At 70.8% G+C, this 15,184-nt stretch carries 13 protein-coding genes; 12 read left to right on the forward strand and 1 reads right to left on the reverse strand.

Annotated features, from left to right (window positions below; translation table 11 throughout):
• Positions 1-9: 9 nt before the first annotated feature.
• The 6 genes from DEU34_RS01530 to DEU34_RS01555 are packed head-to-tail and all read left to right on the forward strand — an operon-like array spanning position 10 to position 7,123.
• Positions 10-1,467: an aldehyde dehydrogenase gene (locus DEU34_RS01530; RefSeq protein WP_121148208.1), complete on the forward strand. Its 1,458-nt coding sequence runs from the start codon at positions 10-12 to the stop codon at positions 1,465-1,467.
• Positions 1,468-1,495: 28 nt separating this feature from the next.
• Positions 1,496-2,509, forward strand: coding sequence for a phosphotriesterase (locus DEU34_RS01535; protein WP_183042306.1), 1,014 nt, complete (start codon positions 1,496-1,498; stop codon positions 2,507-2,509).
• Between the two features lie 3 nt (positions 2,510-2,512).
• The gene (locus DEU34_RS01540) at positions 2,513-3,529 is read left to right on the forward strand and encodes a phosphotriesterase (protein WP_121148213.1); all 1,017 of its coding nucleotides are present in this window, start codon (positions 2,513-2,515) and stop codon (positions 3,527-3,529) included.
• Positions 3,526-4,182, forward strand: a complete 657-nt coding sequence (locus DEU34_RS01545; protein WP_121148215.1) for a cysteine hydrolase family protein — start codon at positions 3,526-3,528, stop codon at positions 4,180-4,182. Before DEU34_RS01540 ends, DEU34_RS01545 begins: the two co-directional genes overlap by 4 nt.
• A complete protein-coding gene (locus tag DEU34_RS01550) occupies positions 4,179-5,714 on the forward strand; it encodes a GMC family oxidoreductase (RefSeq protein ID WP_121148218.1) in 1,536 nt (511 codons plus the stop codon). The genes DEU34_RS01545 and DEU34_RS01550 overlap by 4 nt, the downstream gene beginning before the upstream one ends.
• On the forward strand, positions 5,711-7,123 hold the full coding sequence (locus DEU34_RS01555) for an amidase (protein ID WP_121148220.1): 1,413 nt from the start codon (positions 5,711-5,713) through the stop codon (positions 7,121-7,123). The genes DEU34_RS01550 and DEU34_RS01555 overlap by 4 nt, the downstream gene beginning before the upstream one ends.
• A gap of 54 nt (positions 7,124-7,177) precedes the next feature.
• On the opposite strand, the gene DEU34_RS01560 is transcribed toward DEU34_RS01555, so the two are convergent.
• The gene (locus DEU34_RS01560; RefSeq protein ID WP_183042307.1) at positions 7,178-8,218 is read right to left on the reverse strand and encodes an extracellular solute-binding protein; all 1,041 of its coding nucleotides are present in this window, start codon (positions 8,216-8,218) and stop codon (positions 7,178-7,180) included.
• 129 nt (positions 8,219-8,347) lie between these two features.
• On the opposite strand from DEU34_RS01560, the gene DEU34_RS01565 reads away from it, so the two are divergent.
• The 6 genes from DEU34_RS01565 (at position 8,348) to DEU34_RS01590 (ending at position 15,184) form a co-directional block, all read left to right on the forward strand.
• Complete coding sequence (locus tag DEU34_RS01565) at positions 8,348-9,529, forward strand: Xaa-Pro peptidase family protein (RefSeq protein WP_121148224.1); 1,182 nt, start codon at positions 8,348-8,350, stop codon at positions 9,527-9,529.
• A gap of 42 nt (positions 9,530-9,571) precedes the next feature.
• A complete protein-coding gene (locus DEU34_RS01570) occupies positions 9,572-10,906 on the forward strand; it encodes an amidohydrolase (protein ID WP_121148227.1) in 1,335 nt (444 codons plus the stop codon).
• Positions 10,903-12,330, forward strand: coding sequence for an amidase (locus tag DEU34_RS01575; RefSeq protein ID WP_121148229.1), 1,428 nt, complete (start codon positions 10,903-10,905; stop codon positions 12,328-12,330). The genes DEU34_RS01570 and DEU34_RS01575 overlap by 4 nt, the downstream gene beginning before the upstream one ends.
• A gap of 3 nt (positions 12,331-12,333) precedes the next feature.
• Complete coding sequence (locus DEU34_RS01580) at positions 12,334-12,894, forward strand: hypothetical protein (RefSeq protein WP_121148232.1); 561 nt, start codon at positions 12,334-12,336, stop codon at positions 12,892-12,894.
• A gap of 148 nt (positions 12,895-13,042) precedes the next feature.
• Positions 13,043-14,125 (forward strand): extracellular solute-binding protein, encoded by a 1,083-nt coding sequence (locus DEU34_RS01585; protein WP_121148235.1) that lies wholly within the window; start codon positions 13,043-13,045, stop codon positions 14,123-14,125.
• 180 nt (positions 14,126-14,305) lie between these two features.
• Positions 14,306-15,184 (forward strand): ABC transporter permease, encoded by an 879-nt coding sequence (locus DEU34_RS01590; RefSeq protein WP_147423982.1) that lies wholly within the window; start codon positions 14,306-14,308, stop codon positions 15,182-15,184.

Consider the following 15,184-nt stretch of genomic DNA (forward strand, 5'->3'; position numbering starts at 1 on the left):
AGAGCACGCATGAGCATCAGATCCCGTGTCGGCACCCTGCCGGCCCACGAGCCGTTCCTGCTCGCGGGGGAGTGGATCCCGGCCGGCGACCGCGCCCGCCGCGAGGTCGTCGACCCCGCCACGCAGGAGGTGCTCACCACCGTCGCCGACGCGACGGCCGCCGACGTGGATGCGGCGGTGGCGGCGGCCGTCGCCGCGCACGCCGATCGGCGCTGGCGGGGGATGGCGCCGCTGGATCGCGCCCGCATCCTGAACCGCGTCGCCGACCTCATCGAGGCAGACCTCGAGGAACTCGCGATCCTCGAGACCCGCGACAACGGCAAGCCGATCGAGCGCTCGCGCGCCGACACGGCCAGTGCGGCGCGCACCTTCCGGCACTTCGCCGGTGCGCCGTCACGCCTGGGCGGGTCGGTCATCCCGATCGACGGCGGCGCGCACCACGTCTACACGGTGCTCGAGCCGATCGGACCGGTGGCGATCATCCTGCCGTGGAACTTCCCGATCATGACGGCGGCCTTCAAGCTCGCCCCGGCGCTCGCCGCGGGCTGCCCCGTGATCGCGAAGCCCGCGGAGGACACCCCCCTGACGCTCCTTCGCCTGGCGAGGATCCTGCAGGAGGCGGGCGTGCCCGACGGCGTCGTGAGCGTGCTCACCGGCGACGGCGAGGTGGGCGCCGCGCTCTCGGCCCACCCGGGGATCGCGAAGATCAGCTTCACGGGCTCGACGGAGGTCGGCCGGCTCGTCGCTCACGCCGCCGCCGACGACTTCACCCGCGTCACCCTCGAGCTCGGCGGCAAGAGCCCGAACATCGTCTTCGAAGACGCCGATCTGGATGCTGCGGTGCTGACCGCCATGCGCGCGTCGTTCGGGCACTCCGGGCAGATGTGCACCGCGGGGAGCCGCCTCCTCGTGCAGCGCTCCATCCTCGACGAGATGACCGAGCGCCTCGCGGCGGCCGTCCGCCGGGTGCCCGTCGGCGACGGTCTCGACGGCGGCATCACCGTCGGCCCGCTCGTCTCGGAGGAACAGCGCCGGCGCGTGCTCGGCTACATCGAGAAGGGCGTCGACGAGGGCGCGACCCTGGTCGCCGGCGGCGGCACCCGCGAGCCGGGCTTCTACGTCGAGCCGACGCTCTTCTCCGGTGTCACCAACGACATGACCATCGCCCGGGAGGAGATCTTCGGCCCGGTGGTCGGCATCATCGCGTTCGACGACGAGGCCGACGCGGTGCGCATCGCCAACGACACCCGGTACGGCCTCGCCGCCGGGGTGTGGACCCGCGACCTGTCGCGCGCACATCGGATGGCGGCCGCCATCGAGGCCGGCACGGTGTGGATCAACACCTACAACGTCTTCGACCCGGCGCTGTCGTTCGGCGGTGTCGGGGAGTCGGGGCTCGGCCGAGACCTGGGCGACGAGGGCCTCCTGGGCTTCTGCGAGCCCAAGAGCGTCGTCATCGCGATCTAGCACGCCGAACGGCGGGAAAGGGGCATCCGTGATCGACACGGTGCACACGGTCACCGGGCCCATAGGCCCCGCCGACCTCGGGGTCACGCTCCCACACGAGCACGTCTACATCAACATGACGCGCACGACGCCGCAGGACGGGTACCTCAACGTGGCCGCCGAGGCCGACGCCGAGCTCGCGCTGTATGCGGCGGCGGGCGGCGCCACCCTCATCGACCTGACGAACGGCGAGCTCAGCGACTACGCGGCGCCGGTGGGGTGGAGCGATGACCTTCGGGCGATGCAGCAGAACCCGATCACCGGCTCGAGATCGGTCGCGAACGTGCTCGCGACCAAGGAGGTGTCCGAGCGCACCGGGGTGCAGGTGATCCTCGGCACCGGGCACTACTACGAGACGTACCTCGACCGGCTCTGGTTCGATCGCACGCCGACGAACCTGATCGCCGATTACCTCATCGCCGACCTGCTCGACGAGATCCCCGGCACGGGGGTGCGGGCGGGCGTCATCGGAGAGATCGCGTCCGACCTCTCGCACATCTCGGCGACCGAGGAGCGGTCCTTCCGCGCGGCGGGGAGGGCGGGACGGGAGACGGGGATGCTGATCTCCACCCACGCACCGACCTTCCCGACCGGTCTCGCGCAGCTCGACATCCTGCGAGAGGAGGGGGTCGACCCCTCGCGCGTCGCGATCGGTCACGCCGACACGGTCAAGAGCGTCGACTACTCGCTCGAGATCGCGCGGCGTGGAGCGTTCGTGCAGTTCGACTGCCTGATGACCTGCCGGGTCGGGGGCGAGCTCGTCCGCCCGCAGATCGACCGGCGGCTGTCGTATCTGCGGCAGCTCATCGACGCGGGCTACGCCGACAGCATCCTGCTCTCCCACGACGTCTGCCAGCGCTCGCACCTGCGCGCGGCGGGCGGCCCGGGGTACACCTTCCTCTTCGAGGAGTTCCGCGCGCTCGCGGTCGAGTCGGGAATCGCCGCCGAGACGCTCGACGCCATCCACCGCGACAACCCGCGTCGCGCCGTCTTCGGGGAGTGACCCATGCCCATCCATACCGTCCTCGGGCCGATCGCCGCCGGCGACCTCGGGCCCACCTCGATGCACGAGCACCTGCTCAGCGATCTGCGCATCTGGGCGAAGCCCCCGAAGGAGCTCCCTCCCGAGGGGGTGCCGATGGGGCCGGAGCTCATGGCCTACCTCCGGTGGAACTTCCTGTCGGTGCCCGAGAACATCGTTCTCCACGACCCCGACATCGCCGCGCAGGAGCTCGCCCATGTGCGCAGCGCCGGAGGGTCGGGTGTGCTCGAACTGACCCTCGACGGGATGGGACGCCGCCTCGCGGAGCTGCCCGAGATCTCACGACGCTCGGGGGTGCACGTCATGGTCGGCGCGGGCTTCTACGTCGAGGACACCATGGCGGGAGACGTCAAGACCGCGTCGGTCGACGCTCTCACCCAGCGCCTCCTCGACGAGCTCACCGACGGCATCGGCGACACCGGCATCCGCCCCGCGCTGCTCGGTGAGATCGGGACCAGCTGGCCGGTGACCGACGCCGAGTGGCGATCCGTCCGCGCCGCGGCCCGTGCGGGAGCCGAGACGGGCGCCGCGGTGTACACCCACCAGTCGTTCCGCGGGAAGGGCGGCACGAGCGTCCTCGACGCGATCCTCGAGGAGGGTATGAGTGCCGATCGCGTGATCATCGGTCATCTCGACGAGTTCTGGGACCCGGGGTACCACCGTGAGATCGCACAGGCCGGCGCCGTCCTGGCGTACGACACCTTCGGCTCGGACTTCCACTACGGCAGCGCGAAACTGCGCAACCCCACCGATGCGGAGCGGCTCGACATGGTCGAGTGGCTGCTCTCGGAGGGCTACGCCTCGCAGCTCGTCATCGCGCAGGACGTCTGGGCCCAGGCCAACCTCCGCCGCAACGGCGGCAACGGATACGATCACCTCTTCCGGCGGATCGGGCCCGCGATCGCCGAGATCGCCGGCGATCCGGCGGCCGTCGATCAGATCCTCATCCACACCCCGAGACGACTCCTGGAGCGGCCATGACCACCCCCCTCGCATCCTCCGCGCCGCAGAACGCGCACATCGTCGGGCAGCCCGTGCTCGTCGTCGTCGACATCCAGGGCGGTTCGGGCCAGTCCGCGCCCGGCGAGGGCGGCATCCCGATCATGGGCGGCCGCGCCGAGCGGGGGCCGCGCCAGCGCGCCCTCGTCGCTGCCGCGCGGGCCGCGGGGGTGCCCGTCGTGTTCATCCAGGAGGTGCACAAGCCCTCCCTCATCGACATCGGTCGCGAGCTCGACGGCGTCGAGGGTCCGCACTGCATCGAAGGAGACGACGGCACGGAGCTCGCCGCGTGGCTGGAGCCGCGCCCCGAAGAGTTCGTGGTGCGAAAGCGCCGCTACTCGGCGTTCTTCGGCACGGAACTCGAGATCGTGCTCAAGGCGTACAAGGCCGAGACCCTGATCCTCATCGGGGGTCTGACCGACGTCTGCATCCACTACACCTTCGTCGACGCGCACCAGCACGACTACCGCGTGCGGGTGATCCAGGACGCCGTCGGCGGCTCGAGCGAACGCGCGCACACGGCATCGCTCGAGGCCATCTCGTACCTGCAGCGCGACGCCCTCGTCGACACCGCCGACGTGCTCGCCTTCTTCGAGGCCGCGGCTACGGGCGCCGAGCCGGTGCTGATGCGATGACCGATCCACGGCGGGCCGGCCTCCTCCCCGAGGCCGCGGAGTACGTCGTCGTCGGAGGAGGGACGGCGGGGAGCGCCGTCGCCGCGCGTCTGGCAGAAGCCGGGCGCGACGTTCTCGTGCTCGAAGCCGGCCCCGACTTCGGGCCCCAGGGCGCCGCGTCGTGGCCCGCGGACTTCGTCGACGCGACGAGGCTCGGCCGCTCGCACGACTGGGGCTACGACTCGGGTGACACCTACCCGTGGACGATCGGCTTCGAGCGCGCGCGGGCCATCGGGGGCAGCTCCGACGTCAACGGGTGCACGCAGACCTGGGGCCATCGGCGCGACTACGACGCGTGGGCAGAGGCGGGCCTGGTGGGCTGGGCGGCCGACGACCTCGCGCCGCTGTTCGCCGGCGGAATGGAACGGATGCGGGTGCGCCAATTCGCAGCGGACGAGCTGACCCCCTGGCAGCACGCCTGGTACGACGCCGCGCCCGCGGTCGGCATGCCGCGTCTGACGAGCCTGAACGATCTCGACGAGGCGGCCGGGTTCGCCCCCGAAGCAATGAACATCCAGGACGGTGTGCGCATCAACGCCTCCTTCGCGTACCTCGACCCGGTGCGCGGCCTGGCGCACCTGCGCATCGTCGGAGATGCGCTCGTCGACCGAGTGGTCGTGGAGCGCGGGGTGGCGACCGGTGTCGTGGTGCACCACCGCGGCGAGGTCGTGACCGTTCGGGCGGGCACGGTCGTCCTCGCCGGCGGCGCCTACAACTCCCCGACCATCCTCCTGCGCTCGGGCATCGGCCCCTTCGCGCAGCTCGCTCCCCTGGGCATCCCGCTCGTGCACCACCTGCCGGGTGTCGGCGAGAACCTCCACGACCAGCCGTTCCTCCTGATGAGCTTCGCCGGATCCGACCGGATGGCGGCCGACATGGACGCCGCGCGCGCGACCGGCTGGACCCCCGACGAACAGGCGATGGGGAAGGCCGCGTCGAGCCTGGAGACCGAGGCGTTCGACCTCCACTTCCTCCCGTACAGCCCGACGCACCGCGGCGACGACAAGCGGTGGAGCATCGGCACCTCGGCGCTGCTGCCGCGGTCACGAGGGTTCGTGCGCCTGCGCAGCGCCGACCCCGAGGCGAAGCCCTGGATCGACCACCGGTTCCTCTCCGACGCGGAGGGCGCCGACGTGGCGATGCTGATCGAAGGAGCGGTCATGCTGCGAGAGCTCGCGGCGACCTCCGCTTTGTCGCCGCTCGTCGGCGCCGAGATCCATCCCGGTCCCGAGACCTTCGCCCGCGACGCGCTCGCCGCCCACCTCTACCGGCATCCCGACAACTACTGGCACCCGGTGGGCACGTGTCGGATGGGGGTCGCCGGGGATCCGGGCGCCGTCGTCGACGAGCGCGCTCGCGTCCACGGCATCGACGGACTCCGCGTCGCCGATGCGTCGATCATGCCGCGCATCCCGCGGGCGACGACCGCGATGCCGTCGGTCGTGATGGGCGAGAAGGTCGCGGCCATGCTGCTCGAGGAGGCCACCGCATGACCGACCGGATCACCGCCCTCAGCGCCCGCACGCTCGCCGAGGCGATCCGCACCCGGCGGCTCTCGTCGGAGGAGGTCGTCGCCGCTCACCTCGCACGCATAGACGAGCTCAACCCCGCGATCAACGCGATCGTCAGCTATCAGCCCGAGGTCGCCCTCGAGACCGCGCGCGAACGCGATCGCGAACTCGCTCGGGGCGTGATCCGCGGGCCGATGCACGGTCTGCCGATCGCTGTGAAAGACCTCATGGACGTGGCGGGGCTGCCCACCAGCCACGGGTCGCGGATCTACGCGGGCCGGGTCGCCGCCGACGACAGCGTCATCGCCTCCCGGCTCCGCGAGGCGGGCGTCGTGTTCGTCGGCAAGACGAACACCCCCGAGTTCGGGGCGGGGTCGCACACCTTCAACGAGGTGTTCGGCCCGACGCGCAACCCCTACGACACCACCCGAAGCGCCGGGGGGAGCAGCGGAGGAGCCGCCGCGGCGGTCACGACCGGGATGCTGCCCTTCGCCGACGGATCCGACCTCGGCGGCAGCATCCGCAATCCCGCCTCGTTCGGAAACCTCGTGGGGCTCCGACCGACCGCGGGACGCGTCGCCTCCGCGCGGCCGGGCAATGCGTGGGACCCCGGATCGGTGCTCGGCGCCCTCACGCGCGACGTGGCCGACACCGCCCTGTTCCTCTCGGTGATCTCCGCTCCCGAGCGTCGAGCGCCCCTGTCGATCGACGAAGACCCCGATCTCTTCCTCTCGCTCGCGCCCCGATCGTTCCGAGGTGCGCGGATCGCCTACTCTCCCGACCTCGGCGGTCTTCCGCTCGACCCCGAGGTGCGCGAGGCGACGGCAGCGGCGGCGCGACTGGCGAGCGACCTGGGCGCCGAGGTGGTCGAGGTCGACATCGACCTGACGGAGGCCGACCTCGTGTTCGAGACGTTCCGTTCGCTGGAGTTCCTCGACGCGCACGGCGAGGATGCGGCGCTCCACCCCGACCTCGTCAAGCAGACCGTTCGCGACGACGTCTCGTGGGCCGATGGCATCGACGCGCGTCTGCTCAACCGCGCGGCGGGAGCTCGCACGCGTCTGTTCCGACGCTTCCAATCGCTGCTCGGCGAGTACGACATGCTGCTGGCTCCGACGACGCAGGTGCTGCCGTTCCCGATCGAGTGGGAGTACCCGACCGAGATCGAGGGCGTGGCGATGGAGCGCTACTACACCTGGCAACGCTCGTGCAGCCGCATCACGGCGACGGCGATGCCCGCGGTGTCGATGCCGATGGCCTTCTCGCGCGGGGGCCTTCCGATCGGAGTGCAGTTCGTCGGGCCGTACCGTGGCGACCGTCTGCTTCTCGAGTTCGCCCTGACCTGGGAGAGCGCCGTCGGAGACGTCATGGCGCGCCGGCCGGCCGTGTGAGGGGCGGCCGTCCCGACATGCCGTCGAGGCGGCCGCCCCTCGCCGGTCACCTGGTCAGCTCGTGAGCCACTCGGTGTAGCGGTCGTTCATCTCGTCGTACAGTTCGGCGCGGTTGTCGGCGTCGGCCCAGATGATCTCCGTGTGCTCCGGGGCGTTGGGCAGCGCCGCGATCTCGTCGTCGGAGAGGTACTCGAACGCTGCCGAGCTCGAGGGGCCGTAGTTCGTGCGGCGCGAGAACTCGGCCTGGAGTTCCGGATCGGCGAGGAACTCCGCGAGCGCGAAGGTCGCGGACGGGTTCTTCGCGCTGGAGGGGACGACGAAGGGGTTCGCCTCGACGAGTGCCTGGTCCCACGACACGGTCACGTCGAGTCCCGCGTTCTTCAGGGCTGCGAACTGCCCGTTCGGGGAGAACGCGATGGACGCGCCGCCGGCGCTCAGCAGCTGCTGCACCTGCGGGTACTCGGTGTAGAACACCATGTCGGGCTTGAGCTCGTCGAGCTTCGCCGTCGCGCGGTCGAGGTCGAGCGGGTAGAGGTCGTCGGGGGCGACGCCGTCGGCGAGGAGGGCGGCTTCGAACATGAAGTCGGAGTACTCTCCCGGCACCGCGCGCTTGCCGGGATAGGTCTCCGTGTCCCAGAAGTCGGCCCAGGTCTGAGGGCCCCCGTCGGGGAAGGTCGAGGCGAGATAGCCCTGGGCGTACCCGATGATGGGCGTCGCGATCGTGTACTCGGCGACATCCGGCGAGAGCTGGTCGGAACGGGGGACGCTCTCGGGGAGCGCGACGAGGTTGTCGGAGTAGAGCACGACCTCCGCCATGCCCGTCATCATCGTGTCGTAGTCGCCCTCCTCTCCTTCGAGCATCTGGTATTGAACGCTCGCGGCGAGGGTCGTCGCGACCACCTCGACGCCCGTCTCCTCCGTGAAGGGCGCGAAGAAGACCTCTTGGAAGGCCTCGTTCGTCGGGCCCCCGTAGTCGGCCCAGACGATCTGGCCCGACACCTTCGCCGGGTCGTTCGAGCTCGTCGGAGCGGTCTCCCCGCTCGCGCACGCCGTCGTCGCCAGCGCGACGACGGCCAGCGCGCCGCCGACCAGCATCCTTCGTCTTCCTTGTATCCCCATGACACCCTCCCTTTTATGGATCCAACAGACTAATGTTAGGATCCAATCTGTTTCCCGTGGGTAACGGCGCATTGCGATCGGAATCCGCCCGACCGGAGGTGCCGCATGACGCGAATCGTCCCCGAGGGGCTGCCGTTCCCGCTCGACGAGTACGAATCCCGCCATGCCGCCCTTCGCGCGGCGATGGTCGTGCGAGGAATAGACACCCTGTTCGTCACGTCGCCGACGAACCTCTGCTACCTCACCGGATACGTCGCGAGCTGGTACGCACCGAGGCTGCCCATCGGCGCGCTGATCCGGGCCGCCGAGTCCGAGATCGTCATCGTCGACTGGTCGCGGCACGTCGATTACATCCCGCTGACGGCGATCCACGACGCGATCGAGCTCATCGACTACGGAACGGCGGCGAGCGAGGTCGTGCAGGCGATTCGACGCAGGGGGTGGCACGAGGGGGCCGTCGCGATCGAGTGGCACGCCCCCAACCCCGTGGCGGGGATCGTCCGCGACCTCGTCTCGGGTCTTCGCGCGATCGGTGCCGAGCTCGTCGAGGGCGACTACCTCGTCGACGATCTGCGGGTGTACAAGTCCGCCGCCGAGCGGGCGAAGATCGTCCGCGCCGCCGAGATGGCCGACGGTGCGTTCGAAGAACTGCGCGAGAAGCTGCGCCCGGGCCTGACGGAGCTCGAGGTATCGGCTCTCATCACCACGCTCCTGGCCGAGCGGGGATCGGAGGTGCCCGCCCAGCATGCCCTGGTCTCATCCGGCCCGACGGCGTGGGCCGACGTGCACGCCTTCCCGTCGCGGCGGGTGATCGAGCGCGGTGACATCGTGTCGGTCGACGCCTCCGGTGTCGTCGATCGGTACCACGCCAACCTCAGCCGCGCATTCGTCGTGGACGGGTGGAACGACAAGGCCGAGGAGTACCTCCAAGCGGGCGCGGCGAGCTTGGCCACGCTGTGCCGGGAGGCGCGGAACGGGGAGAGCCCCGCGGGGGCGATGGCGGCGGCCGAGCGGGAACTGCGCGAGAGGGTGTCGAGTCGGAACATCTGGTGGGTCGGCGGCTACGGCTTCGGGCTCGCGTTCCCGCCCAGCTGGGTCGGTCATACGTACCTGGCCGATGATGGACCCCACCGGGCCGACCTTGCGCCGGGCTACGTCTCGAACTTCGAGACGGTGCTGTTCGATCGCGAAGCCGGGTTCGAGGCCGCCGCGATCGACACGGTGCTCGCCACGGAGGACGGCCTGGCACCGCTCTCCCGCATCCCGCGCGGACTGCTGCGCACCTGACCGTCCGTCGCGGCCGGCGAGCCGCACGAGGAAGGAACACCCGTGATCGAGACCGTCGTCTACCTCGCTCCGATCGTCACGATGGACCCCGAACGGCCCCGCGCCGAGGCGTTCGCCGTGCAGGGAGAGCGGATCCTGGCCGTCGGGACGGCGGCGGAGGTGCGCGCCGCGGTGCCCGACGGCACGAGGGAGGAGCGCCTCGGCGGCGTGGTGCTCCCGGGGCTGATCGATGCGCACCTGCACATGGAGCGCGCCGGGCTCAAAGCGCTCGACTACCTGTCCGAGACCGACGGCGTCGACCGCTACATCGAGGCGATGCGCGACAGCTTCGACGACGACGGCCCGGTCGCTCCGCCCTTCGAGGACCGCGTGCGCGCCCTCGAGCGGGTCCAGCCCCTCTTCCACGCGCTCGGCTTCACCGGGATCGTGGATCCCGCCGTCACCATCGACGAGATGCGCGGTTACCAGGAGGCGCATCGCCGCGGCGCGCTCACGATGCGCACGGTCGCCATGCCGTACCTCGAGATCGGATCCGCGGCGATCCCCGACGTCGACGCCGCGATCGCGCACCTCGACGGCACGGGCGTCTCGACCGGCTTCGGCGACGAGTTCCTGCGTATCGGGCCGATCAAGGTCTATCTGGACGGTGAGGCGTTGAAGGGCCAGGCGCTCCTCGAGGAGCCCTGGGATGCTGCGGGATACCGCGGCGAGCAGCGCCTCTCCACCGCCGACTTCGGCCGGCTCGTCGCCTGGTGTGCCGAGCACGGTTGGGGAGTCGGGACCCACGCCGTCGGTTCGGCGGCCGTCGCGATCGTCGCCGCGGCCTACGCCGAGGCGGGGGAGGCGGTGCGGGAGAGGCGCTTCCAGTTCATCCACGCCTACCTCGAGCCGAGCGCTGAGAGCATCGCGTCGGGCGCCCGGTCGGGAACGATCGCCTCGCTCCAGCCGTCGATCATCTGGCACAACGGCGCCGGGCTCCGTCGTTCGCTGGGCGCGCGCGCCGAGCGCGCCAACCCGGTGCGCAGCTGGCTCGACGCCGGCGCGACCGTGGCCTTCGGCTCGGACGGCCCGTTCTTCGCCTTCGACCCCCGCTTCCTCGTGTGGCAGGCCGTCACGCGACGCGTCGCCGGTGAGGACGAACCGCTCGCCGCAAGCGAGTCGATCACCGTCGCCGAGGCGCTCGCGGCCTACACGACCGGTGCGGCCGTCGCCGCCCTCGCCGACCACCACCGCGGCATGATCCGCCCGGGGTATCTCGCCGACTGGGCGCTGTGGGGCGAAGACCCCCTCGCCGTGCCGATCGACGACCTCCCCCGCATCCCCGTCCGCCGAACCGACGTCGGCGGACGCACCGTCTACGTCCAGGAGAACCGATGACCGATACCGCCCTGCACGCCTGGTCCGCCCGCGAACTCGCTGCCGCCGTCGCCGCCCGCGACGTCTCCGCCGTGGAGGTCATGCGCGCCCACCTCGCGCGCATCGAGGAGTTCGAGGGGAGGATCGCGGCGTTCGTGTCGCTCCTTCCCGAGTCGGAGTCGCTCGCGATGGCCGAGCAGGCCGACCGGGCGGTCGCGCGCGGCGACCGGCTCGGCGTGCTCCACGGACTCCCGACGGGCGTGAAAGACCTCATGGACGTCGCCGGCCTGCCGACCTCGCAGGGGTCCGCCGCCTACGCGTCCGAGCCGCCGGCCACCCGCGACAGCGTGTTGGCCGAGCATCTCCGCCGTGCCGGGGCGCTCATCATCGGCAAGACGAACACGCCCGAGATCGGGCTCGGAACCCTCACCTTCAATCCCGTCCGCGGGGTCTGCCGCAATCCGTGGGATCTCAGCAGGCACGCGGGCGGATCGAGCGGGGGAGCGGCGGCGGCCGTGGCGGCCGGAATGCTGCCCATCGCCGACGGATCCGACAGCGGCGGCAGCATCCGCTACCCCTCGTCGTTCTGCAACACGGTGGGTCTGCGGCCCACCCCGGGAATGGTTCCCAGCGGGCGCACCGGCAACGGGTGGGATCCCCACGGGGTCGCCGGTCCGATGGCGCGCGACTCGCGAGACGCGGCGCTGATGCTCGCCGGTATCGCCGGGCACGATCGGCGCTGGCCCATCTCGTGGGTCGACGAGCCGCGCGCGCTCGCCGATCTGGACGAGATCGACCTCTCCGGACTCCGGCTCGGCTGGAGCCCCGATGTCTGGGGACTCCCGATCGACCGCGAGGTGCGTCGCGTGCTCGCCGACGCGCGCCGACGCTTGGAGAGCGCGGGGGTCGTGGTCATCGACGTGGAGCCCGATCTCGACGGGGCCGATGAGGCGTGGCAGGCGATCGAGATGTTCGGCTTCGCCGGCGACGCACGGCCCCGCTTCGCCGAGGGACGCACCGGGTTCCGCGACGACTACCTGCGCAACGTCCAGGAGGGATTCGACCTGTCGGCGACGGAGCTGATGGATGCCCTCGCCCACCGCACCGAGCTGTTCCGCCGCACCGCGGCCGTGTTGCAGGAGGTCGACGCCATCGTCTATCCCGCGACGCCGGTAGCCGCCCCGCCGGCCGAGGTCGAGTGGGTCGCGGAGGTGGACGGCGTCGCCTTCGACCGCTACTTCCTCTGGCAGCGCGCGGCCTGCCGCCTCACCGTGACCGGCCACCCGGTGCTCGCCACCCCGGCGGGCTTCACTCAGGGCGGTCTTCCGGTGGGCATGCAGCTCGTCGGGGCGTCGCGGCGCGACGCGCGGCTGCTCGCGATCGGTGCCGCCATCGAGTCCGCGCTCGGACTCGTCGGAGCCGCGCCCACGGCGATCCGGGCCTGACCGGTGTCGAGCCGCGAGATCGTCGTCCCCTACGTCCGGGTCGATCGTCCTCCCGCGCTCGGCGAGGCGGGATTGCGCGTCACCGTCGGGATCCGCCCCGACCGCCCCGTCGGCCAGGGGCCGCAGGGCGCGCTCGCGCACGCGCTCGACGCGGCGGGGTGGTGGATCGGCGTCGGCGACGACGGCCGCGCGACGGTCGGGATGGGAACGACGGCGGGGCCGGTGAGCCTCTCCGCGGGCGACCCGCTCGCGGCGGGGGAGTGGGCGGAGATCGCCGTCCGCATCCCCGGGCGGCCCGGCGATCGGCTCGAGGTCGTCGTCCGGCCGTCTTCGGGAGCCGCCTCGCCGGTGCGTTCCGTCGTGGTGGGCGCGCGGCTCGTCGCCGCTCCGGGCCCGCTCCTGTGGGGATGCCGAGGGCTGCGTGATCGCCGGGTGCCGCAGCATCCGTTCCTCGGCGCGATCGGTCCGGTGCGCGTCGACGACGGCTCCTCGACGGTGGCGTGGAGCGAGGTGTTCGGCATCGACGCCGGCCTGCTCGGCACGACCCCCGCCGCCGTGCTCTGACTCTGTTACACACACGAAACAGTCGAGACACACGAGGGGGATCCATGTGCTACACAATTGGATCCATTACCCCACCCCGGGCGCCCTACCCGACGGAGCCCGCCCCGCACCATCTCGCACTGCACGTCTTCGAGAGGAAACCCATCGCATGTCTTCCCTGAACCGATTCCGCCGGGGCGCGACCGTCGCCCTCGCCATCGGCGCGGTCGCCGCCGTCGCCACCGGTTGTGCCGGCACCGCCTCCGCGGGCGGCACGAGCTCCGGCTCCGACGATGCCGCCATCAGCGGCCAGATCGTCTGGGCCGACTTCGGCGGCCCCACCAACGAGAGCCGTCAGGTCGCGTACTTCGACGGATTCGGCGACGACACCGGCGTGGACGTCGTGTCGTCGTCGATCGAAGACGCCATCTACTACCCGATGCTCGAGGGTGAGGACGGCGACTACGACGTCTTCCAGGTCAGCACCGCCGACATCCTCGCCTACCCCGACCACATCCAGGAGATCCCCGACGAGGCGCGCGGCGACCTGATCGACGACACGCTCTCGCCATACGTGGTCGGCGGCTTCTACATCGGCATCGGTCAGGGCTGGCTCACCGACACCTTCGCAGACGGCGGCCCGCAGGACTGGGTCGACTTCTTCGACACCGAGAAGTACCCCGGCAAGCGGGCATGGCCGGGCTCCCCGGGCTTCTTCGACGGCTCGTACGAGATCGCCCTCCTCGCCGACGGCGTCGCGCCGGAAGACCTGTACCCGCTCGACCTCGACCGCGCGACGGCGAAACTGAACACCATCCGCGACGATCTGGTGTTCTACCAGTCGTACCCCGAGGTGCAGCAGCTGCTCTCCAGCGGCAGCGCATCGATCGCGGTCTCGGTGACCGGTCAGTTCAAGGCGCTGCAGAACTCGGGTCTGGACGTGACCGTGCAGTGGAACCAGGCCTTCCAGGCGCTGAACGGTTTCGTCATCCCCGAGAAGTCCAGCAATCCCGACGCGGTCAAGGCGCTCGCCACGTGGATCAACGACCCGGAGAATCAGGCCGTCTTCACCGAGCGCACCGGCTACGGCCCCGTCAACTCGGCGGTCTTCGAGGTCATCTCCGACGAGGTCGCCGCCAACGTCGTCAACTCCCCGGAGCACGCCGACGGACTACTGCAGTGGGACGAGCAGTGGCGGGCCGACAACAAGGATCTGCTCATCGACTCGTACACGGCGTGGCTCGCGGGCTGACCCCGTACCCCCGCGCGGAAAGGCCCCCGATCGTCGGATCGGGGGCCTTTCCCACGTTCTCGTAACGCGATGGAAACAGGTGGGCAACGCATTCGGATCCATTGAGGGATAGATTGGATCCACGTCCGATACCGAGCTGTCCGAAACACCCGCGCAACCTCGATCCTGGAGCATGACGCAGTGAGCACTTCTCCCGCCGTCCTCGATGCCCGGCCCGTGCCGACGCCGAGGCGCACCGCGCTCGGCGTCTCGCGAGCGGAGTTCCGCTGGCTGATGTGGCCCCCGCTCATCTTCTTCGTCGTGGCGCTCGGTCTGCCGATGATCACGCTGGTCACGCAGTCGCTCGAGGGCGGCGGCGGTGCCTACGCGGGCATGTTCGCGGTGCCTGCGTTCGTGGGTTCGCTCTGGCGCACGCTGCTGATGGCGGTCGTCACAATGATCCTGACGATGGTGCTCGGCGCCGCATACGGACTCGCCATCGCCGCGTCGCCGACCTGGCTGCGCCTCGCGCTCCTCGCGGCGCTGATGCTCTCACTGTGGACCTCGGTCATGGTCAGGTCGTTCGGATGGATGCTGCTGGAGCTGCCCAAGGGCGGGATCTACTGGTTCCTGGGCCTGTTCGGCCTCGCCGACGAGCCGCTCGAGATCTACCAGACGGCCTTCGGCATGTACCCCGCGATGGTCGCGGTGATGCTGCCCTTCGCGGTGCTCCCGGTCATGAGCGCGCTGCAGTCGATCGACCGCGAACAGCTCAACGCCGCATCCGTCTTCGGTGCCGGTCCTCTGCTGACCTTCCGCATCGTCACGTGGCCGCAGATGCTCCCCTCGGTCATCAGCGGCGGCGTGCTCGTGTTCGTCATGTCGCTCGGGTTCTACGTCACGCCGCTCCTCCTGGGCGGGCCCTCGAACATGACCGTGTCGGGCGTCATCAACCAGCAGCTCAACACCGCCAACCGGCCCGACCTGGGGGCCGCGATGAGCATCCTCCTCGTCGGGGGAACCATGCTGATCTACCTCGTGGCCGACCGGCTGTTCAAGGTCAGCGAGAAGTGGGGCTGA

The sequence above is a fragment of the Microbacterium sp. AG1240 genome (genome assembly GCF_003635115.1).
In the GTDB taxonomy this organism is placed as follows: Bacteria; Actinomycetota; Actinomycetes; order Actinomycetales; family Microbacteriaceae; genus Microbacterium.

Bases quoted from the DNA above. Each gene is read 5' to 3' on its own strand.
- DEU34_RS01555 (WP_121148220.1), top strand. From the start codon at position 5,711: ATGACCGACCGGATCACCGCCCTCAGCGCCCGCACGCTCGCCGAGGCG.
- DEU34_RS01530 (WP_121148208.1), top strand. From the start codon at position 10: ATGAGCATCAGATCCCGTGTCGGCACCCTGCCGGCCCACGAGCCGTTC.
- DEU34_RS01575 (WP_121148229.1), top strand. From the start codon at position 10,903: ATGACCGATACCGCCCTGCACGCCTGGTCCGCCCGCGAACTCGCTGCC.
- DEU34_RS01565 (WP_121148224.1), top strand. From the start codon at position 8,348: ATGACGCGAATCGTCCCCGAGGGGCTGCCGTTCCCGCTCGACGAGTAC.
- DEU34_RS01540 (WP_121148213.1), top strand. From the start codon at position 2,513: ATGCCCATCCATACCGTCCTCGGGCCGATCGCCGCCGGCGACCTCGGG.
- DEU34_RS01560 (WP_183042307.1), bottom strand. From the start codon at position 8,218: ATGCTGGTCGGCGGCGCGCTGGCCGTCGTCGCGCTGGCGACGACGGCG.
- DEU34_RS01550 (WP_121148218.1), top strand. From the start codon at position 4,179: ATGACCGATCCACGGCGGGCCGGCCTCCTCCCCGAGGCCGCGGAGTAC.
- DEU34_RS01585 (WP_121148235.1), top strand. From the start codon at position 13,043: ATGTCTTCCCTGAACCGATTCCGCCGGGGCGCGACCGTCGCCCTCGCC.
- DEU34_RS01545 (WP_121148215.1), top strand. From the start codon at position 3,526: ATGACCACCCCCCTCGCATCCTCCGCGCCGCAGAACGCGCACATCGTC.